Here is a 21,890-nt window from a genome sequence, read left to right on the forward strand (position 1 = left end):
TCATAGAATATCACAGAAGGAATGGCTACTTATAATCAACTTCCCGTATATAAGGCTACTTACGACCTGCTGCTGTATGTCTATCAGACCGGAAAAGACGTGCAACGTGACTATCGCTATACGCTGGGCGAAACGTTGAAGAGAGATTTGATAACGATATTGACTCTTATCTACCGCGCCAATGCCAACCGGCAGAAGGTGGAAATCATTGTCGAGGCAAGGGAGAAACTGGTTGCCGTGAAATTGCAACTGCGCCTGCTGCACGACCTGAAACAACTGTCGCTGAAAAACTACGCCAACGCTTCGCTAATGACCGAATCCATATCCAAACAATTGTCTGCATGGCAAAAGAGTTATGAAGGAAGAACCCCTGTTACTTGATGTGTTCCGTGCCTACTACGATGCCCGGAAGCACAAAAGAAATACGCGCAGCCAGCTTGAGTTTGAGTTTGAGTTCAATCTGGAGGAGAATCTCGTAAAACTGTACGAAGAACTGCGTGACCGTACCTATAAAGTGGGCAGGAGCGTTTGTTTCATTACCGGAAATTCGGTGAAAAGAGAGGTGTTTGCCGCCCACTTCCGCGACCGTGTGGTGCATCATCTGCTCTACAACTACACCGCCCCGATTTTTGAACGCACCTTCATCGCGGACAGCTACTCGTGCCGCAAAGGTATGGGAACGCTCTACGGCGTGCAGCGTTTTGAACATCATCTGCGTGCCTGCTCGGACAACTGGAAACGTAGCTGCTATGTGCTGAAACTGGATATAAGGGGGTACTTCATGCACATCGTCAGGCAGAAACTTTACGACCAGGTGATGGGAACCTTATGGCGCTATGCCGGACGGAAAAACAGCATGGGGCGGTACTGGGCGGATGCGCTGGATTACAGTCTGCTGGAGTATCTGATGCAGGAGATTATCTTCAACGACCCCACCTTTGACTGCGAAATGCGGGGAACAAGCAAGGACTGGGAGGGATTGCCTTACGACAAGAGCCTGTTTCATGTGCCCGAAGGACGCGGCCTGCCTATCGGCAACCTTACCTCGCAGCTTTTCAGCAATGTCTACCTGAACGTGCTCGACCAGTTTGTGAAGCGCACTTTGGGCGAGAGGTATTACGGGCGCTATGTGGATGATTTCTTTATCGTGGGCACTGACAGGAAGCGTCTGTCGCAACTCATCCCGCAATTGCGCGGCTTTCTGGAAAAGGAACTGGAGCTGACGCTGCATCCCGACAAGGTGTTTCTGCAACAGGTATATAAAGGAAGTGCCTTTCTCGGCATTTTCGTGAAGCCCCACCGCCGCTATCTGCCGCGAAAGATAAAATCGCGCATCAGCGAGCGCATGGCGAAGATGAACCGCCATTTGTCGGACAGGAAAGTAGACAGGAACAGGCTGCTGTATATCTCCTGCGTAGCGAACTCTTATATGGGCTATATGCGGCACATGGCCTGCCACCGTTTCAAACACCTGCTTGTGGAGCGTAACGCCTCTTTCTGCAAAATGGGTGACTTTCGAGGGGAAAAGCTGGTGTTTGTGCCGTTTATTGCGGGAAGGGGCGTTATGAACCAGGGGAAGTGATATTTCGACCGGGTTTGTCCGGCTGTATCTTCTCTTTTTAGGGCTTACTTACCGATTATTTTCTCTTTTTTCCTTATGAATCGCGTTCGGATCGGAGTGTTAGTTGGGGCGAGAGAGGATAGAGGGCATATAGCGTCTGTGTTTTATTGATGTTTGGGGTTGGAAAAATGTTCTTTTGGTTGTCGGCGGGATTGCCGCATCTTTGTAACGTTAACGTTGACAAAGAGATAATTAAGACAAAGTATTCATTTAAAAACAAAAGAACATTATGACAATTTTGTATCGTAAGCATTATCGCCTGACTGACTTGTCGGACAAAAATTCTGCAAAGAAAGCATTTCCTACCATTACGTACGAGTATGGACAAGCCGCTACACTGACGGAAGTGGCTAAAGAAATAAGCGGCAATTCCGGTGTAAGCGAGGGTGAGACAATCAGTGTACTGAAAGACTTCCGCACATTACTGAGAAAACTATTGCTTTCCGGCCGCTCGGTCAATATAGACGGACTGGGATTTTTTTACCTCTCTGCCAAAAGCAAAGGTACGGAAAAAGCGGAAGATTTTACAGCCAATGACATCACAGGTCTGCGCATCTGCTTCCGTGCCAACAGCGATATCCGTTTAGTAGCCACAGGAGCTACACGTTCCGACGGTTTGAGCTTCAAGGATGTAGACCGTATTCAAAACGGCTCTGCCGATGGCGGTAACGGTGGTAATGGCGGCTCTTCGGATGGCGGCGAGGAGGAGAATCCTCTTGGATAAGCTTGTGTCGGTAACTGTCTTCTGTAACTGCCCTCTGTTACTATCCGATAACATGAACCGTAATCAGGTAAAGGCGGAAAGGAGGTGTGGAAAATGGCAAAGAAAAACCTCTGGAGCAAGATATTAAAGGCATTGATAGCTGCGGCTACGGCCGTACTGGGTGTATTGGGCGGCACGAATGTGCTGAAATAATTCCTTAGGGAATAATAGAAGAGAAGCTACCTCGGAATGGGGCAGCTTCTGTTTTTATATTATTGTTCATCTTAATATTAAGTAGTTAAGTATAATAAATGTATTTTGACACCCTCAAGAAGTCATCTGAAAGTATGAGGAATATAGTGATTTATGAATTGTTCGATATTGAAGGAATTCAGTCAAAACTAAGGTACAAATTCAAAATTTACGTTTTTTATGAACTTTTCTGAGGGAAAATAAGTAATTTTGTGTGTACTATGGGGTGATAGTATTATTACATCTAAGGTGTGTTGGAAATTTAACTAACAAAATGCAATGAAAATACCATTTAAAGTTTCGTCAAGAACTGCCAGACTTATTGGACGAGAGAATGTAGCTACTGCTAAGGGAGCTATCATAGAACTCGTTAAGAATGGTTATGATGCAGATAGTCGGTATAGCATTGTTTATATTGACAATGAACTGTCATTCTTTAAAGACAAACTTTCTGTGGAAGAATATGATAAGTTGTGTACCAAAGGAATTGACAACAATCTATTACAGTCGATATATCACTTGATGGATGATGAATATGTGCTTAATGATGGGGTTGACTCTTCGCTCATTCAAACGCTGTCCGACCAACTGAAACAGTTTGCCAGTTTGTATGTTATTGATTGTGGAGAGGGCATGACACATGAAATCATTAAGGATTATTGGATGATCATCGGTACGGATAATAAGTCAACTAATTTTTATACAAAGAAAGGTAGGATAAAGGCTGGTGCCAAGGGTATAGGTCGCTTTGCAATGGATAAGTTGGGTGCAAATTGCGAGATGACTACTATTTATGACAAGGATGTGCATCATGATTATGATGAGAATGGTAAAGAATCTCCTTTTTGCGGATATCAATGGATTGTTGCATGGGATGACTTTGAGGGAACAAACAAGACCTTGGATTCGGTGAATGCAGACCTTGAAGGCTTGAAAGATGTTTCTTTCATTGATTGTGTGAGGAGGATGAATTTACCGGAAAGTATCAATGCCGTGTTGAGAGAGGATACTTTCGAGCATGGTACGATTCTCAAGATTACAAATCTAAGAGATGTATGGGATGATGAATCCGTCAAACTGCTATTTGAGGATTTAGGTGTTCTTGTACCGCCATCTGAGAATAAGGACTATTCCATCATATTGAGATCATCTTCTTTACCTGCTGAGTATGGTGAAGTGGAAAGCTCTGTTTGTGATGATTTTGACTTCAAAATAGAGGCTCATGCTGATTCAAAGCAGACTGTGCATATCAAAATTATACGAAAAGAAAACTTGGTGGAGGCATTGCCACCTTCATTTTTTGCTCGTCCCAATCAGCAGAAAGCAAACTATACGAAAGCAGACTTTGAAAGAGGGTATTGGGAAACGATAAGGACATTTGCTCAACTGTTACCAGGTTTTAATGTTACTGATTATGCACAGGTGTTCAGCCGTATCGGCTCTTTTGATTTTGTGTTCTATTTTATGAAACGTTCTGCTACGAAAAAGGATGAAGCACGTTTCTTCTATCGGCCTTGTGCATATAATTTGCGTGCTGACTGGTTGCAGAAGTTTGGTGGAATAAAACTTTTTAGAGATGGCTTCCGTGTGCGCCCTTATGGAGAACGTAACGATTCTGCTTTTGACTGGTTAGGATTAGGTGCCCGCAAACAAAAGAGTCCGGCTGGTATTGCCAAGCCAGAAGGTGGCTATAAGGTAGAGGTTGAGAATGTGGCCGGTTCTATTTGTATATCACGACTGACGAATGTGGAATTTGAGGATAAGTCGAGCCGGGAAGGTTTGCAAGAAAATAGTGCATTTCAAGTTTTCAAGAGGCTGATTCAAGGTATTATTGCTATATTTGAAGAGGACAGAGCTTTGATAGCCCGCGAACTGGCTGCTGACGATGAATACCGAAACGGTGAAGCCCGAGATATGCGTCAAGCAGAAGAACTTGCAAAAAAGATTCTTGCCAAGCAACGTGAGAGAAAGGAGAATAACCAGAAAGAGTCTGGGCGGCAAGAAAAAGGTGAGCGGTATTCAATGGAGTTGCTGGCTGCATTGAATGAAAAGAAAACTTTGGAAATCGAACAGCTCAGGGAAGAACAAAAAGTTTTGAGAGCATTGGCGAGCAGTGGGTTGATGTTAGCATCGTTCAGCCATGATTTGAGCAAGATTCATGATTCGTTGAATGATAGGTATGACAAAATACAACAAAATTTGTTGCCATTTGCCTCAGAAGAAATGTATGTTGACAGGGAAGACCGCAAGAATCCCTACCGGCTGATGGATAAGGCTCGTAATACGGACCAAAAGATGCAAAACTGGTTGAGGTTCTCGACAGGTATCATTAAAAAAGATAAACGCAGACAAAAGCTCGTTGATATTAAAACATACACCGAGAGCTTGTTGCAGACGTGGACCGGTATATTTGAACAAAGAGCTATAACTGTAGAATACACGATTGCTCCGAAACTTAAAATGAGAGCCTTTGAAATAGATTTTGACAGTATCTTTTATAATCTATTCTCCAACTCGATAGAAGCATTCAACATGATGAGAGTAAACAGACCGAGAAAGATTGAAATTTTATGGATGTCTACCGATAAGGAAATCATCTGTGAATATAAGGATAACGGTACGGGATTAAGCTCGGATATCGTTACACCGGAAGATATCTTTAAGCCTTTGTTTACAACAAAACGTAATAATACCACAGGTGAAGAGATAGGGACAGGTTTGGGGATGTGGATAGTAAAACTGATAGCAGAGGATAATGATGCAAGAATAAACTTGCTGAATTTGAACTTTGGTTTTGGTATCAGATTCGTATATCCTCAAAAGTATGTACAGTCAGTAAATGAATTAATAAATGAATAACTTTAGGAATATGAAATACAAGATATTGTTTATAGATGAGGAAAAAGATCAGCATGATAATTTTCTCGATTATATGGATAAGATAGAAGATAAGGTGGAGGTGAAATGTCTGTATCCGGAGGAGAACATAGAGGCGATGATTCAGGTATTTGAAGATGAACATCCGGATGCGATTGTTACTGATCATCAATTGAACGAAATAAAGACGGAGATACAGTACAACGTATCGTATAATGGAGCAGAGCTTGTCAATGCTTATAGGGATATACGTCCGAACTTCCCTTGCTTTGTCATTACATCATATGATAACGATGCCATTTCTACATCGAAAGATGTGAATTTGGTCTATGTTAAGATCCTTATGAATGGAGGAGAGGAAGGAGCCAAAGCAAAGTTTCATGACAAGATGGTAGAACAAATTGACAAATACAAGAAATCGATTGATGAAGCTCAAAGCGAACTGACCAGTTTGGTTCAAAAGAAACAGGACAAAGGATTGACTTTGCATGAAGAAGACAGACTGGTGGAACTTGATTCGTTTTTGGAGAAATCATTGGATTCATATGCCACATTACCTGCCGACATAAAGAGATCAAAAAGTCTTGAACAGCTTTCTGAAGTGATTGATAAAGTGGATGAAATACTGGCAAAATTGGATTAACCATGAAACAGTATCTTTTTAGAGAACAGCACCCACAAAGAACTTACAAAGGCCATTATAGCGACTATCATAGGTACAAGGAATATTTGGCATCTGACTTTAATCACCATTGTGGCTATACTCATTGTACGGACCGGTGGTTTGGAGGAATGAGAACGTTTCAAATTGACCATTTTAAACCTCATTCTAAATATCCCAACTTGAAAACGGAGTATAGTAATTTGGTGTATTGTTGTTCCTATGTGAACAGGTTGAAATCGGATGATGACAATGCAAAACACCTTGATCCTTGTGACGAAGACTACAATATACATTTCGAACGAAATTATGACGGAAGAATATCCGGCAAAACAGACTGTGGTAAGTTTATGGCTCGGAAACTTTCGTTGAATCTTTGCCGTTATGCTATTGTCTGGAATATTGAACGTTTGGAGAAACGTATAAAGCTTTTGCGAGAAAGAGAACAAGAATATCCCGAGCTGAAGGGAGTGGGCGATGCCATGTGTCGTCTTTATTTCGATTATACCCAACATCTATTTAGTCTTCAGTGAAGCAGGAGATTTTTACATATTTAAAACGAAAAAGTCTCACAGATATACGAATGGTCAACAGATTATTCGTGTCTGCGTATTTGAGACACCATGGCTTGAAACCTCAAGTAAATCGTTTGCTTGTAGAGGCATGTATTGCTGAGGAATCACAAGATAATGACTTGTTGAAAGAACTAATCTGTCAGTTGGACAAGAGTGAATGTGGATATTCACTGGAAGACCTAACCAAACTTTTTGAGTTTGTCATCTCTCCGGAAGATAGAAAAGTGACAGGGGCCGTTTATACGCCCGATTATATTCGTAAGCGAATCGTTACGGAAGTTCTTACAAACTATGACAATAATCTGGAAAATATACACATTGCTGATATAGCCTGTGGCTGTGGAGGTTTTTTTCTTACGGCAGCTATGTTTCTCCATTCTCAAACAGCCAGGTCTTTTGAGTCCATTATTCGGGAAAATATTTACGGCGTAGATATTCAAGATTACTCCATTGAACGTGCAAAACTTTTGTTGTCTTTACTGGCATTGACAGCAGGCGAGGACGTAGAATTGCAGTTCAATCTTTGGAAAGGAGATACATTATGTTTTGATTTTTTGCAGATGGGAAGGGTGGATGTAATAGTAGGTAATCCTCCCTATGTATGCGTACGTAATATGAGCAATGAAAGTCGTGAGTTGCTGAAAAAATGGAGAGTGTGTGCTTCCGGTAATTCAGATTTATATATTCCTTTCTTCCAAATAGCCATTGAAATTGTCAGGGAGGGTGGTCGTGTAGGTTATATAACCATGAACAGTTTTCTTACCAGTCTGAATGGTCGTGCTTTACGTGAGTATTTCAGTGAAAAATCATATAGTATCAGTATTGTGGATTTTCGTGGCACACAGATGTTTCGTGGCAGGTGTACATATACTTGTTTATTCTTTTTGAGAAAAGTCAGGTCAGATGAAATATCATACTGTATTAACGAAAATAAAGAATTAGCACCTCTGTTCAATTTTCAGTCATTTCAATACTCTCAGTTGGACAATAAAGGCGGTTGGAAATTGAATGACTTTAAACGTGCACAGACTCAGGAGACAGTGGGAACGCCATTAGGTAAATTCTGCCAATCAAGACATGGTATTGCAACGTTGAGCAACAAAACCTATGTATTCACCCCTATAGCTGAGACGAAAACTTTTTTTTCTTTTGTAAAGAACAAGCGGAATATTAAAGTAGAAAGGGCTATATGCAGAAAAATTGTCAATTCTAACAAGTTAAATTCTGATGTCAGTATTGCGGATGTAATGGAATATGTGATATTCCCGTACAGACGGAACGGACAAGGTGTTATGGAACTAATCCCGGAGGCGGAAATGAAATCAGACTATCCATATGCATATAATTATCTACGGAGTTGTTATGAAATTCTGGCACAGAGAGATAAGGGGCGTACAGAAAAGTACCCTGCCTGGTATGCTTACGGGCGAACTCAATCTCTGCAGATGCCGCGTTATAAGCTGTTCTTCCCTAAGATAGCGAATAAGGCTTTACGTTGTGAACTTGTAGATGATAAAGACCTGCTGTTGTATAACGGAATGGCTTTCGTCAGCAATGATAAGACGGTCGTGATGGTTTTAAAAGCGATTTTAGAGTCAAATATTTTCTGGAAATATGTGGTGTTAAACAGCAAACCTTATGCTTCTGGTTACTATTCTTTGAATGGAATGAATATTAAGTATTTTGGCATACCTGAATTTAAGGAAGGCGAAAAACGACATCTGTTAGAGTTGGCGGATAGTGAAGAAATCAATAACTGGCTTGAAGGGTTTTATAAAGGGAGTTATACCCCGCAAAAAAATGATTGAGTATCTCTTTGACGTCATCGAAAGTGAAATGGATGAAGTAATTCCTCAGGAAATGATAGGTGGAAGGGTATATCAAAACTAAAATTCGCTTACAATTTGTTTCTCTTTGGGCACGGATTATACGAATTTATTTTATTTTTTTGGAAACATAACCCTTCTTTTCCATTTCCGTGAAATCCGTGCCTAAAAAATCATTAAGTGTTTTTTGACTCTGTTTATTTTCTTGTACTGATGTTTTTTATAATCTCCGCTCCTTTAAAGTAGATAATCAGTGAGCTGACAATAATCAACATACCCGCTACGGTACTGAATGTGGGGTATTCTCCCGCAAGCATAATCCAACTTAATACAGCTCCGAGAATCGGGTTGATGAGGCGGCACATATTGATGTCGCTGACTTTTGCTCCTTTGCTTTGTAACGCCATAAACCAGAAACTGAATGCAAAGACAGAAATGAATACAAGGATACCCAGACTGATATAGAACCCGGCAGGCTTGCCGATAAAAGAATGATAACCTTCCGTACTCAGTCCGATGATGTAGATAAGGGCGCCACCGAAGAACATCTGTACGGCATTCAGGAAGATAGGGTTGATTTTGCCTTTCTCCTCGGATACGGAGATGGCGGAGTAGCCTTGAAAAATGATACTGAGCAATAATAGTATGATGCCTGTAATGCCTTTCCAATCCAGCGGTTCGCCGTCGCTGCCCATTCCTACAATCAGCAAAAGTCCCGCAAGGCTGACGATGAGGCTGACTATCTTGTAACCGTTCAACTTGTCGTTACTTGCCAGCAAGTGGGCAAGCAATACATTGATAAGCGGTGTCATACCCATGATGATGGATGAGATAGCCCCGCTGACAAAGTCCACCCCGAAATAGAAGGCCGTATAGCCCATGAACATATTGATGAATATCAAGTTGAGGAACAGTTTGCGGTACTGCTTGATTTCCTGCCACATACCTTTGTGCCAGGTATAAGCAAAAAGCAGAATGCCGACACTCGTAAAACGAATACCGGCGAAATTCATCGGAGTAAAATCATAACTGAGCCCTTGCTTGATAAACGGGTTTACGATGGCCCATAGCACAGATGCCAATATAGCGTACAGCAGTCCTTTTTTCATGGTTGTAGAAAATAGTTTTGTAAAATCGGCTGCAAAGATACGCCTTTCTTTTGACAAATGCCTCACTCCGCTTTTATAAAAAGAACTTGAAAAAAGTGTTCCACAGAATAGATTAGTTTTCGTCTTTCTTAAAGTCGACAGTCATATAACGTTCGCCGTCGTACAAACTTTTTACGCGGATATTAAGTCCGGTTTTTCCGGATATCCGGTCGGCTATCTTATCCAGTTTGAAAGAAACAAGTCCTTGTCCCGGCATGAGGGGTTCGTCATCATAGGCGTTTTGGCGGAATTCCAGCGTGATATAACCTTCTTTATCGTTTTTGCCGTCGGACGTTTCGTTGACTATCAGGTTCAGCATATGTTTTTTGTCGTTACTGTTGCTGTGATATAGCTGGTACTGAATATTCAGATAATTGCCCGTAATCCACATATTGGTTATGTTGATGCGGTCGTCACCGATACTGTCGGCTTTTTCGGCGGGCATGAAGTAGATGTCTTTGGTGAGAATATTCTCTACATGATTGATTTTGGCATTGTAATCGTAGCCATCCACCTTTTCGTCCAGCAAGTTGAAATATACAAAAGCGCGTTGTCCTTCCACCAGCGTATAGTTATTGACTTGGGCGGTATCGCCGGGAAACATTCTGGTTCCTTCATCGAGCGCGAAGTAATAGTCTTTTCCATCGATGATACGTACAGTGCCGATAGTGAGGGATGAACGCTCATCATCGTTCCAATCGTCCAGACAGGATTGCAATACGGGCATGGCAATGAGCAGTAGCAGAAATACGGCTAATGTCGTTCTTAACTTTTTCATAAGTAGAGGTTTTGTTATTGGTTCTGTTTTAGATTTCGTATTCAGAAAATGCCGGGATTGTGCAAATACTGCTTATAAGATTGTTAAAGAAGATGAAGAATGAATTTCTTATCTGCCGGATGCAGTATTTTTGCGCCTGTTGCATTTATAAGGTAAACACGTGTTAAAAGAGAGAATGGAAGAACAGGTATTGGCAGAACGCTGCAGGCAAGGCGACAACCTTGCCCGCAAAGAACTGTATGAACAGTATGCAGGGCGGATGCTCGGCGTATGTTTGCGTTATGCCGGTGACCGGGAAACCGCACAGGACTTGATGCATGACGGTTTCTTGAAGCTGTTCGATTCTTTCGATAAGTTCACTTGGCGGGGAGAGGGTTCTTTGCGGGCTTGGATGGAGCGTGTAATGGTGAATACGGTGTTACAGTATTTGCGGAAGAATGATGTGATGAACCAGTCTGCTGCCTTGGATGATGTGCCGGAAACGTATGAAGAACCGGATGCCTCGGCTGTGGATACAATTCCTCAAAAAGTATTGATGCAGTTTATCAGCGAACTTCCTGCCGGTTATCGTACCGTATTCAACCTGTTTATTTTTGAAGATAAATCTCACAAGGAGATCGCCCGACTGCTGGGCATCAATGAAAAATCCTCGGCTTCGCAGTTGGTACGCGCCAAAGCAGCTTTGGCGGTTAAGGTGAAGGAGTGGATGAAAAAGAACGCATAAATGAAGAAACGTATGGAAGATGAATTGTGGATGCGAAAGATAAAGGAACGGTTGGAGGATTATTCCGAACCGTTACCCGTTTCCGGTTGGGAACGGCTTGAAAAGGATTTGTCCGCTCCGAAGCCGCCGGTAGCCGGAAAACGGAGGATTATTCCTTTCCGCCGCTGGGCTGTAGCTGCGGCTGCGTCATTGCTTATCGCGGTGTCGTCAGTCAGTGTGTGGTTGCTTCAGAGTCCTGTGGGAGAGGAAATGAGGGGTACGGCTGTGCCGGCATTGGCAATTGCTCCGGACAGACTGCCGGAGCAACAGACACCTTCGATACGGACAGAAATAACGGAACCTGACTATCGCGCGCAGAAACAGGTCTCGTCAGCGGGTATAAATAGGCGTTCTTTGTTGGCGCAACAACTGGATACAGCAGGTGATGCGGAGCAGACAACGAAGATGCAGCCTTTGGATACGGAACCGGAAATTCAAGAGAGTGTACAGGAACAAACGGTTCCGGTAACGAAAAAAGAAGATGAGGTTGTTACAACCGGAAATAATAGTACGGAGAAACAGCAGGCTGAACGTCGTCGTCCGTCCGGTAGGGATAAACTGCAACTGCCGGTTGGAAATACGAAAAAAGAAAAGTCACGCGGCTGGTCGGTCGGGCTGGCTGTGGGAAATACGGGCGGGCTGATTGCCGGAAACAGTATCGGTGAAAGCGGTTTTGTACAAAGCGATCCGGGTTTCGGCTATTCCGGCGGGAAGGTCGATTTGGCTACGGTGGCTAACGGTATAATGGATGTTCCGGAAGGACAGGAACTTGTTTTCAAGAATGGTATGCCGTATCTGATGAAAAACTCGGAAGAGATAGTGGATATAGACCATAAGCAGCCCTTGTCTTTCGGTTTCTCAGTGCGTAAAGGACTTGCGAAAGGATTCTCCGTAGAGACTGGTTTGACATATACGTATCTTGCTTCGGATGTGAAGTTTGCCGGAAGCTCGAAGAAGGTCAGCCAGAAATTGCATTATTTAGGTATTCCTTTGCGTGCCAACTGGAATTTTGTAGATAAGAAGTCCTTTATCATGTATGTTTCCGCCGGAGGCGCCATGGAGAAATGTATTTATGGTAAAATAGGCAGTCGGAGCGAAACCGTGAAACCGTTGCAATTCTCTGTGATGGGAGCTGTGGGTGCACAGTATAATATAAGTAAAAGGGTCGGTATTTATGTAGAACCGGGAGTATCTTACTTCTTCGATGACGGCTCCGATATTCAGACGATAAGGAAGGAAAATCCCTGTAACTTTACGTTACAAGGGGGAATACGGTTGACTTACTGATTAAATTGAGAATTGAGAATTAAAAATTGAGAAATAGGCTGCGCTATAATAGTAAATAGCAAAATCGGGGTTTATACCGATAAAGAATTTATAGCGCAGCCTATTTCTCAATTTTTAATTCTCAATTCTCAATTTACCACTACTGTGGGGAAATATTCTTTGAAGAGCTTTTCGGCTCGTTCCAGTTGTGCGGGGGTATTTTCTACTACCTCTTTTAATTGATAATCCCAGCCCATGGCCTCGTATTTATGTATTCCTAAGCGGTGATAGGGAAGTATTTCCACTCGTTGTATGCTTTGGTATTTGCCAAGCTGCTTGCCCATATTACGTATATCTTCCTCAAAATCACTATATCCCGGCACTAAGACATAGCGCAGCCAGAATGGATGTCCTTGTTGTTCCAGCCAGGCGGCAGTGCGCAAGGTTTGTTCGTTGCTGCGCCCGGTTAAAGCACGGTGACGTTCGGGGTTGAACTCTTTGATGTCAAGCAATACCAAATCTGTCAGACTTAACAATTCCTCTACTTTGTCATTCCAGATACCACCGTTGGTGTCAAGGCAGATATGGATGCCGTTGGCTTTCAAATCTCTGAATAAAGGTATCAATGCCTCGGCCTGCAATGTGGGTTCGCCACCGGAGAAAGTGATTCCCCCTTTCTTTCCAAAGAATGCTTTTTGGCTGATTGCCATTTGTAGAATTTCATTGGCGGGGGTGGGAGTACCGCCTTTTACGTCTATGGTGTCGGGATTGGCGCAATACAGGCAACGGAAAGGACAGCCTTGAAGGAAAACGACGAGCCGTAATCCCGGACCGTCAAAGGTACCCATTGATTCGTATGAATGAACATTAATCATAATCGTATATATTATAAGTAAGAATGTATTAAGAAAAAAGCACGGATTACATGGAGTACCCGGATTATTTACTTAATCCGTGAAATCCGCGTAATCCGTGCCTGAAGATTATACTCTTAAAGTATTACTTACATTCTTTCGTGGAAACTGCGGCTGATGACTTCCAACTGATGCTCGCGGCTCAACTTCACGAAGTTTACGGCATAACCGGAAACGCGGATGGTGAGTTGCGGATATTTTTCCGGATGTTCCATGGCATCTTCCAGCATTTCACGGTTCAATACGTTCACATTGAGGTGGTGCGCGCCTTTGGTGAAGTAACCGTCCATCATGGTAACCAGGTTGTCGACACGCTCTTCGTCAGTAGGACCTAATGACTTCGGAACGATAGAGAATGTGTTACTGATACCGTCTTGCGAGTCACGATAACGCAGTTTGGCTACCGAACTCAAAGAAGCGATAGCACCGTTCTTGTCACGTCCGTGCATCGGGTTGGCTCCCGGAGCAAAAGCGACACCTTTGGTGCGTCCGTCAGGAGTAGCGCCGGTCTTCTTGCCATACATCACATTGGAAGTGATAGTCAGCAATGACAGGGTAGGACGGGCATTCTTGTATACGGGCAGCTTCTTCAGCTCTTCGCTGAAATAGTAAACCAAGTCTACGCCGAGATGGTCTACACGGTCGTCATTGTTACCGAAGCAGGGGAAAGAACCTTCGATGTCGAAGCCTTCCGTCAAACCGATGTCGTTACGGCGTGCCGTTACTTTGGCGTATTTGATGGCGGAAAGTGAGTCGATAGCGATGGAAAGTCCGGCTACACCATAGGCAAGATTGATGCGCGGGTCGGTATCGACGAATGCCATTTGGGCTTTTTCGTAGTAATACTTGTCGTGCATGTAGTGTATGATGTTCATTGCTTCGTTGTAAACGCGGGCAATCTCCGTCAACACTTTCTTGTAGTTGGCCATTACTTCTTCAAAGTTCAGCGTGTCGTGGGTCAGTACGGGGATACCTTTTACCATTACGGTTCCGGTATTCTCGCAACGTCCGCCGTTGATGGCGAGCAACAATGCTTTGGCGAGGTTGGCACGTGCGCCGAAGAACTGGATTTGCTTACCGATGGCTTGGTAAGATACACAACAAGCGATACCGTAGTCGTCGCAGTTACGTACTTCGCGCATCAGATTATCGTTTTCGTATTGGATAGAGCTGGTATCCACAGATACTTTGGCGCAGAATTCCTTGAAACCTTCCGGTAATTCGGGACTCCACAGAACGGTCATGTTGGGTTCGGGAGACGGGCCGAGGTTGTACAGCGTTTGCAGGAAGCGGAAAGAAGTCTTTGTTACTTTCACGCGACCGTCATTGAAGCGTCCGCCGATAGCTTCGGTAACCCAAGTCGGGTCTCCGGCGAAGATGTCGTTGTAAGACTGCATACGCAAGTGGCGTACCATACGCAGTTTGATGATGAACTGGTCAATCAGCTCCTGAGCAAAAGTTTCGTCAATCTTACCGTGAGCCAAATCGTATTCGATGAAAATGTCGAGGAATGAAGATACATTACCTAATGACATGGCTGCTCCGTCTTGTTCTTTTACGGCAGCGAGGTACGCCATATATACCCATTGTACAGCTTCCTGAGCAGATGTGGCAGGGTGGCTGAGGTCGAGACCATAGTATTCACCCATGATTTTGATGTCCTTCAAAGCCTTGATTTGTTCTGATACTTCTTCGCGCAGGCGGATACGTGCCTCAGTCATGGGGCCGGTCAGGTTGCGTAAATCTTCCTGTTTGGCCTCGATGAGGCGGTCGATACCGTACAATGCCAAACGACGGTAGTCACCGATGATACGTCCGCGTGCATAGTTGTCGGGAAGTCCGGTAAGGAAACCCAGAGAGCGGAACGAACGGATTTCTTCGGTATATACGTCGAATACACCGTCATTGTGAGTCTTACGATAATGTGTAAAGATGTCTTTTACTTTATCATCTACTTCTACGCCATTCTCGCGGCATGCTTTTGCCACGACATTGATGCCGCCAAAAGGTTTGATGGCGCGTCTCAACAGCTCATCTGTCTGCAAACCTACGATAAGTTCGTTTTCCTTATCGATATAGCCTGCCTTGTGTGAAGTGATAGTAGATACTGTAGTATGATCTAATGAGCGAACACCGTTATTGGCTCTTTCTTCTTCCAATGCTTCCAAACAGAGGTTCCAAATACGTTTGGTACGTTCCGTAGGTCCTTGCAGGAAAGATGCATCTCCGGTGTAGGGTGCGATGTTTTTACTAACGAAATCACTAACATTGATTTCTTTGCTCCAAAGCCCGTCAATAAAGGTTTTGTTTAATTCCATAATATTCTTTTTTTGAAAGTGATTAGATATGTTATCCTTTAGAGCGCGCAAAATTACGGAAATATTTCCGTAATTGCATAATAAAATGCATAGTTTTTATGCTGAAGAACATAAAATAATCATTAATAGGTAGAGAATGTCGCTGTGTATGCATTTATTTGTTGCTTGCTGTTAATTGGGGCTGAACTGTTTACAGGCTATTGTTTTCTTGTGGAAAAACTATTCTTACCACGCCTGTTATCCTTTCATACTACTGCCGTTATCTTTTCTTACAACAGCTGTGGTATGAAAAGATAACGGATGTGGTAAGAATAAAATAGATTGTTGTATCGGTTATTAGTTTGTACTGTACCATCGTAGCAATTTAAGGGAGAGAGTGATATTTATGCCGAGTTTGTTTGTTGTTTAAAAAAGAAGTATTATCTTTGCAGCGCTTTAAGAGAAAAGCACTTCTTGAAAAGGAAGTTTTGGAGAGGTGGCAGAGTGGTCGATTGCGGCGGTCTTGAAAACCGTTGTGCTGCGAGGCACCCGGGGTTCGAATCCCTGTCTCTCCAAAGAAAAGTCCTGTAAATTAATAGTTTACGGGACTTTTTATTTTTGGGTAAATGGCAAAAAACGTAAAGAGGTACACCTATTTTGCCGAATGATGCATTGTTTGTCGGTGCCGATGGCAATATCGGCAGATTGCTAACCGCTTGTTCTTGCTTTGAATACAGGAGTGGTTTTCTGTACTTCAGATTCAAATCCAAACCAATAACCGCATTTTGTATTTTCGTCTTGTGGAAGAAAGCAAAGCCTGAGGCTGTCTTTATAATCTCCATATATCACTTCCCACCTCTCCGGTGGAACTTGATGTTTGGTCTTTACCTTTTCTGCAGGAGCTTTCTTTAATGACATGCCGGCTTCTATCCAGGCAATGCTAGCCTGCATTTGATATTCAGGATAAGCCAACTTACAATATTCATAAAGTATAAGCCCGCGTTTTTCCAAGCTCATGGGTTGGTCTATAAGATTTATCTGTATCAGATGTTCAAGGAACCTCTGCAAGAAAGTTCTGTCATTTAAGATTAACTCCCGGGTTAGTGCCTGCCAGGCGGGAGTGTTGTAAAAACCGTCTAACAGGCGGGATAGCTGGCGGGCTGTCTGCAGTTCGCCTACGCTGATTTCGTTTGTTTCTAAAACTTCGTAGGGTGGGAAAGGGGAATAGCGTATTCCGAGTTCTTCTGCCCGGCGGTGCATTTCCGTACCGGGAAGCAGTTTGAGTGACTCTAATTGTATCTCTCCCGCATTGTACCGGGCCAGGGTATATACATCTTCGAATATCTCATTGAGATGATAGAGGGGAAGTCCGGCTATAAGATCGGCATGCGTTTCCATATTCGGAAGCGAGCAGAGAAATTTCAGCCCTGCCAAAGCATCGGATAATTTACCCATGCGGCGGCTTTGTTCAAGTACTGGTTCACGCAAGCTTTGAATCCCGGCTTCAAGGTGGAGCAGTCCTTGCGGTAACAGTTTTAACTCTTCTTTTAATTCCTCGGAGAGAAGCGCCGGATGTATCTCTAAATGAAAACGTATGTCGGGATATTCTAAAAACAGTTGGAGCAGTTCTTTTGCACGACGTGCATTGTAATTGAATGTACGGTCGAGTACGCGTACATTTTTAATACCATGCTCATGGATGATTCGGAGCCGTTGGCGGATGCTGTCAATAGAGAGAGTACGAATCGGTTTCTCGCCGCCGCTGACGCAAAAGGCGCATGTGTTGAAACATCCGCGCGTAGTTTCAAGTTGTACAAACGGCTTGCTCCAATTGAAGAAACAGCTTTTTTCGGGTGGAATAAGTCCGGAGAAGTTTAAGACACGGGCTATTCCATTGTCTTTATATTGTTTATCGGCATCCAGATAACACAGACCGGGAATATCCTTCCACTGTTCCGGATGATTCCAGCAGGCCAACCACTGCGGAAACGCCTCTTCGCCTTCTCCTCTGAATACACAGTTTACAAAAGGGTTCTTACGCAGAAAGAATTCATTGTCTCCAAGAAACTCCGGACCGCCTAATATAAGGCAGGTTTCGGGTAGTAAAGCTTTCAGCCTTGATACGATATGCAGTAATTGTTCGTGGTTGAAAAGCCAGGTGGTTGCGGCAAGAATGTCGGGCTTGTGCCGATAAGCTTCGTCCACAACGGTCCCTGTGTTTTCATTAATTGTGGCGGAAACGATTGCCCATTCAATCGAGGAATCATCCGCTATTTGTGCATGCAGTGCGGGAAGCGCCAATGAGGAATGGGCGTAAGAACTATTTAAGTCTATCCAGAGAATTTTCATATTTGATTTAGTTTCATCCTTGCAAAGATAGGTGATTTTACTGTTAGGATAAATAAAAAAGTATATATTTGCGGACTATTAATGAATCCGGATAGGCTCAGAAACTATGAAAAATTTCCTTTATATCTGCTTTTTATTCTTGGTGGACAATGTTTTCCTGATGGCTCAGGAGAAAGAAAATAATGAGCAATCTTCACCTTATACAGAGCAGTATATCACGGATATATATATGACTGAACCCGACCGTGCATTGCAATTGCTGGATGAAGCCGAAGAAAAGCGGGCAATGCTGCCTGCCCGGATAAACGACCTGCGGAGCATGGTCTACCGTAATAAGTACCAGTGCAAATTGGCTTTTCGTTATGCAAGACGGGCTTATGTACAGGATTCCGTGGCGAATAATACCCCCGAACATCTACTAAAGATGACGATTGAGTTGGCGGACTTGGCAAGTCTGTTGAGCGAATATGAAGTAAGTAATCGGTATGTCGTTGAGGGCATTCGGTTGGCCAGGAATATGAATGATGAACAGGCGGAAGCTAAATTGCTATTCTGTATGGGAGAGAACAAACGCCGTTTGTCTTTTAAGAAAGAGGCGTATGAAACATTCGATGAGGCTATCCGGCTCTTGAGCAATGCTGACGATGCATACGGTTTGCGCATGCTTTCTTACTTTTGCGGGGTTAAAATGAGCTTTCTGATAGATGATGATTTGATAGATGATGCCTTGGCGGTAGGCTTGTATCGTCAGGAGTTACTGGATAAAATGGAAAGGACGGAAGGCATGCAGGAAGCTTATCTGGATTTGCAGAAATCATATTTATATTCAAAGTTGGCTTATCTGTATTATCGTTCGGGCGATAAGAAAAAGGCGGAGAAGTGCTTTGCAAAATATAAATCCACACAAGCCGCTTCAACTCCTGAAGGTAAATATAATGCTACTCCCTATCTGCTTGTCACAGGACAGTATCGGGAGATACTGGATAATTGCCGTGACTTGAAAGAGCTTTTCAGGGAACAGGATACCGTCAATTATCAGTACCGTGGTATTTTGTCCAAAGAAATAATGGCTTATACCGGTTTGGGAGAGTACAAGCAGGCCGCTGAGTTAAGCGCCCTTTTTATTGCTGTGACTGACAGTATACATCAGCGTGAAAAGACGAATGCCGCATTGGAGCTTGACGCCTTATACGATGTCGATGAGAAAGAAGCGCATATTGTGGAGCAGGCTTCCCAATTAAGAATAAGGACTGTCTCTTTGATTTTTATCTGTATCTTGGTGCTGCTGGCTTTGTTTTTCCTATGGAAAGTGTGGTTGCAGAATCGGAATATCAAGGATAAGAACAGGGCATTGATGAAGTATATCAATGAGGAACTTTCCGCGCAGAAGAAGAAACAGCAGTCATCGGGAGATACCGAGCCGCTTCTTCCGCATCATGAACTGGATACGGAATCTTCCGATGCCGGCCAGGAGTATGAAATCAATAAACTGGTCTTTCAGAAATTGGATTCTCTGATAAGGAAAGATGAGCTTTATCTTTCCGCCGATTTGTCAAGAGAAGATTTGGTGAGAATGGCGCACATGAATAATACCCGTTTTGCCAAAATGATAAAAGAAAATACGGGAACCAATCTGAATGGCTATATCAATGAGCTGCGTTTAAATCATGCCATACAGTTGTTGAAAGAGCATCCCGAGTATACTTTACGCGCCATAGCAGAGGCTTCCGGCATTAACAGCATGCCGACTTTTCACAATCTGTTTAAGAGTAAAACGGGTATGACGCCTTCTGAATTTAAAAAGGTTCAAATGGAGATGGAATAATAAACCGTTGTTATACAGTGTTATAGGACTTTTCTTTATAAACTTTAGGACAATTTTTTATAGTAGGGGTTATTGAAGTAGGATACTTCATAGGGAAATGCTTTCCTTTGCGGTGCAAAACAAGTATTGGATAATCTTTTGTCTAATGCCATGAAATGTACAAGCAAAGGATATAATAGATATATCTTATGAGATAAATAAACAGGAGTTGAAATTGAGTGTAACTGACACAGGGTGTGGAATACCTAAAGATAAACTTTCTACGATCTTTGACCGATTTGAAAAGCTCGACTCTTTTGCACAGGGGACTGGTTTGGGGTTATCGATATGCAAGTCTATTGTAGAGAGTATGGGTGGAATCATAGGCGTTGATTCTGAAATCGGTGTAGGAAGCAAGTCTTGGGTACATCTGCCCTGTTGTCCGCAACTTATTGAGGGATGCCGAAAGGTGTCCTAAGTTCTGTTTATTCTGGGGTCCCGTAAGTCGTTGAGATTTGCGGGACTTTTTTTATTATTTATAGTATGGAAGCAGAATAGCGAGAGGGATAAAAAATCATTGTGGTATTTGAGTAAATCCGTCCCGCAGGATGAAAAAAAACGTCTTGCGGGACGGATTAATTCATCTCGTGAGATGGGTTGGTTTGTCTTATGAGACGGATTAATTTGTTCCGTGAGAGAAAAAAGAAAATCCTTAATAATCTATGGATTATTAAGGATTTCTTTGGGTGACTGAAGGGACTCGAACCCTCGACATTCAGAACCACAATCTGACGCTCTAACCAACTGAACTACAGTCACCATGTTGTTGCATTTCTTAAATGCGGTGCAAAGATAGGGATAATCTTTGATATTACAAATATTTCGATGAATATTTTCAATAAAAAACAGCTATTTGTTATTCTCATAAATTCCTATATTGTGCCGGGACAGGAGCTTTCGGGAGTTTTTCATAAAGATATTCAAGCGGTTACGGGCTGATTTCGGTAAGCTGTCCACCGGTGTATGGGAGGGATATAAAATGTAATTTTTTTCTCCGGTGAGAGCAGGGCGGCCGGTCCACACTAAGGTGTATCCACACCGGACGACACGGGCGAACGGAAAAGAAAGGGCAAAAGGTTCGAGCGACGGTGGATAGCTTAAATTGTTTTGCAATGGGTGGATGGGCGCGGGGAGAGGATATTTCTCAAGTTGCAGCGTAAAAATGAGGCCGCCGTCTGTATTGGCAGCGCTCATGTTGGAAATGAAGTTTCCTAAGGAATAGACGATGACATGTTGTTGATTGCCGTTCGTGCGTAATTCCATAGGCTGGATTACGTGCGGATGCGAACCGATGATATGGGTTACTCCCTGTTCCAGTAACCAGCCGGCAAGTTCGCGTTGCTCGCGGTTGGGGAGTGATTGATATTCTTCTCCCCAATGCATACAGGCTATAATGGCGTCCGGGCGTACGGCCCGGGCGCTATGGATGTCCTTTAGAATTGTTTCTTTGTCGATGTAATTGACGATGTTGGGTGCGGATGGCTTGATTCCATTGGTGCCGTAAGTATAGTTGAGTATGGCTATACAGAAACCTTTTTTCCGGATGAAAAGAGGATAGCGTTGTTTACGTTCGGCGGCGTTCCGGTAAGTGCCTGCATAGGGTATGGAAAGGGAGTCGATTTGTGTGATGGTTCGTTCCAGTCCTGTCTTGCCGCGATCCAGACAATGATTGTTTGCTGTGAGAAGAACATCAAATCCGGCATCCTTGATAGCTTGCAGATATTCGTCGGGCGCACTGAAAGCGGGATAGCCTCGATAGGGTTTTCCACCGAGAGTTACTTCGAGATTGCCTATCGCAATATCGGCACGAGAGATTTCTTCCTTTACGAGAGAGAAATAAGAGGAGTAATCATATGTTCCGTCGGAAGTACGGGCGGCATCTATTTGCGCCCGGTGTTGCATTAAGTCTCCTACAAATAATAGCGTAATCCTTTCCTGTGAGGAAAGGGCTACGCTATATAGTAGAAAGATAAGGGTGATGAGCGTTTTCATCATC

At 43.3% G+C, this 21,890-nt stretch carries 17 protein-coding genes, 2 tRNA genes and 1 pseudogene; 13 read left to right on the plus strand and 7 right to left on the minus strand.

The window, feature by feature from the left end; all coding sequences use genetic code 11:
- Window positions 1–21: 21 nt before the first annotated feature.
- The 8 genes from BHV73_RS04325 (at window position 22) to BHV73_RS04360 (ending at window position 8,497) form a co-directional block, all read left to right on the plus strand.
- Window positions 22–381 carry a four helix bundle protein gene (locus BHV73_RS04325; RefSeq protein ID WP_196053347.1) on the plus strand — a complete coding sequence of 120 codons (360 nt, stop codon included), beginning with the start codon at window positions 22–24 and terminating at the stop codon, window positions 379–381.
- A complete protein-coding gene (locus BHV73_RS04330) occupies window positions 356–1,582 on the plus strand; it encodes an RNA-directed DNA polymerase (protein WP_286736895.1) in 1,227 nt (408 codons plus the stop codon). Before BHV73_RS04325 ends, BHV73_RS04330 begins: the two co-directional genes overlap by 26 nt.
- Window positions 1,583–1,850: 268 nt before the next feature.
- Window positions 1,851–2,345, plus strand: coding sequence for an HU family DNA-binding protein (locus BHV73_RS04335; RefSeq protein WP_022219633.1), 495 nt, complete (start codon window positions 1,851–1,853; stop codon window positions 2,343–2,345).
- Between the two features lie 93 nt (window positions 2,346–2,438).
- Complete coding sequence (locus BHV73_RS04340) at window positions 2,439–2,537, plus strand: smalltalk protein (protein ID WP_162614324.1); 99 nt, start codon at window positions 2,439–2,441, stop codon at window positions 2,535–2,537.
- Window positions 2,538–2,855: 318 nt separating this feature from the next.
- Entirely contained in the window at window positions 2,856–5,435 is a 2,580-nt protein-coding gene (locus BHV73_RS04345; RefSeq protein WP_286736901.1) for a sensor histidine kinase, read from the plus strand.
- A 10-nt stretch (window positions 5,436–5,445) separates the two neighbouring features.
- On the plus strand, window positions 5,446–6,096 hold the full coding sequence (locus tag BHV73_RS04350) for a DNA-binding transcriptional response regulator (protein WP_286736904.1): 651 nt from the start codon (window positions 5,446–5,448) through the stop codon (window positions 6,094–6,096).
- A gap of 149 nt (window positions 6,097–6,245) precedes the next feature.
- Window positions 6,246–6,647 carry an HNH endonuclease domain-containing protein gene (locus BHV73_RS04355; RefSeq protein ID WP_286736905.1) on the plus strand — a complete coding sequence of 134 codons (402 nt, stop codon included), beginning with the start codon at window positions 6,246–6,248 and terminating at the stop codon, window positions 6,645–6,647.
- Between the two features lie 95 nt (window positions 6,648–6,742).
- Window positions 6,743–8,497: an Eco57I restriction-modification methylase domain-containing protein gene (locus tag BHV73_RS04360; protein ID WP_286736907.1), complete on the plus strand. Its 1,755-nt coding sequence runs from the start codon at window positions 6,743–6,745 to the stop codon at window positions 8,495–8,497.
- 215 nt (window positions 8,498–8,712) lie between these two features.
- Here BHV73_RS04360 and BHV73_RS04365 read toward each other — a convergent pair whose 3' ends face one another.
- Complete coding sequence (locus tag BHV73_RS04365; protein WP_286736909.1) at window positions 8,713–9,624, minus strand: DMT family transporter; 912 nt, start codon at window positions 9,622–9,624, stop codon at window positions 8,713–8,715.
- A 112-nt stretch (window positions 9,625–9,736) separates the two neighbouring features.
- Window positions 9,737–10,441, minus strand: a complete 705-nt coding sequence (locus tag BHV73_RS04370; protein WP_286736910.1) for a NigD1/NigD2 family lipoprotein — start codon at window positions 10,439–10,441, stop codon at window positions 9,737–9,739.
- Between the two features lie 175 nt (window positions 10,442–10,616).
- Between BHV73_RS04370 and BHV73_RS04375 the strand changes: the two genes are divergently transcribed.
- Both BHV73_RS04375 and BHV73_RS04380 read left to right on the plus strand, forming a co-directional pair.
- Window positions 10,617–11,165, plus strand: coding sequence for an RNA polymerase sigma factor (locus BHV73_RS04375; protein ID WP_009120788.1), 549 nt, complete (start codon window positions 10,617–10,619; stop codon window positions 11,163–11,165).
- Window positions 11,166–12,491, plus strand: a complete 1,326-nt coding sequence (locus BHV73_RS04380; RefSeq protein WP_286736912.1) for a porin family protein — start codon at window positions 11,166–11,168, stop codon at window positions 12,489–12,491.
- Between the two features lie 128 nt (window positions 12,492–12,619).
- Here BHV73_RS04380 and pflA read toward each other — a convergent pair whose 3' ends face one another.
- Both pflA and pflB read right to left on the minus strand, forming a co-directional pair.
- Window positions 12,620–13,345 (minus strand): pyruvate formate-lyase-activating protein, encoded by a 726-nt coding sequence (gene pflA / locus BHV73_RS04385; protein WP_286736915.1) that lies wholly within the window; start codon window positions 13,343–13,345, stop codon window positions 12,620–12,622.
- Between the two features lie 128 nt (window positions 13,346–13,473).
- Window positions 13,474–15,702, minus strand: a complete 2,229-nt coding sequence (gene pflB, locus BHV73_RS04390; protein ID WP_286736917.1) for a formate C-acetyltransferase — start codon at window positions 15,700–15,702, stop codon at window positions 13,474–13,476.
- 469 nt (window positions 15,703–16,171) lie between these two features.
- Between pflB and BHV73_RS04395 the strand changes: the two genes are divergently transcribed.
- Window positions 16,172–16,256 (plus strand) — tRNA-Ser (locus BHV73_RS04395).
- A gap of 133 nt (window positions 16,257–16,389) precedes the next feature.
- Here BHV73_RS04395 and BHV73_RS04400 read toward each other — a convergent pair.
- Window positions 16,390–18,030 (minus strand): B12-binding domain-containing radical SAM protein, encoded by a 1,641-nt coding sequence (locus BHV73_RS04400; RefSeq protein WP_286736919.1) that lies wholly within the window; start codon window positions 18,028–18,030, stop codon window positions 16,390–16,392.
- A gap of 106 nt (window positions 18,031–18,136) precedes the next feature.
- Here BHV73_RS04400 and BHV73_RS04405 point away from each other — a divergent pair, with 106 nt between their 5' ends.
- Both BHV73_RS04405 and BHV73_RS04410 read left to right on the plus strand, forming a co-directional pair.
- Window positions 18,137–19,855 carry a helix-turn-helix domain-containing protein gene (locus tag BHV73_RS04405; RefSeq protein WP_286736922.1) on the plus strand — a complete coding sequence of 573 codons (1,719 nt, stop codon included), beginning with the start codon at window positions 18,137–18,139 and terminating at the stop codon, window positions 19,853–19,855.
- Between the two features lie 120 nt (window positions 19,856–19,975).
- Window positions 19,976–20,312 (plus strand): annotated as a pseudogene (locus tag BHV73_RS04410) (ATP-binding protein); the annotation flags it as partial.
- 267 nt (window positions 20,313–20,579) lie between these two features.
- Here the strand turns inward: BHV73_RS04410 and BHV73_RS04415 are convergent.
- Both BHV73_RS04415 and BHV73_RS04420 read right to left on the minus strand, forming a co-directional pair.
- Window positions 20,580–20,653: transfer RNA gene (locus BHV73_RS04415), tRNA-His, on the minus strand.
- Window positions 20,654–20,743: 90 nt separating this feature from the next.
- The gene (locus BHV73_RS04420) at window positions 20,744–21,886 is read right to left on the minus strand and encodes a CapA family protein (protein ID WP_286736984.1); all 1,143 of its coding nucleotides are present in this window, start codon (window positions 21,884–21,886) and stop codon (window positions 20,744–20,746) included.
- Window positions 21,887–21,890 lie beyond the last annotated feature (4 nt).

The sequence above is a fragment of the Bacteroides sp. 44_46 genome (genome assembly GCF_001915465.1).
GTDB classification, from domain to species: Bacteria; Bacteroidota; Bacteroidia; order Bacteroidales; family Bacteroidaceae; genus Bacteroides; species Bacteroides clarus.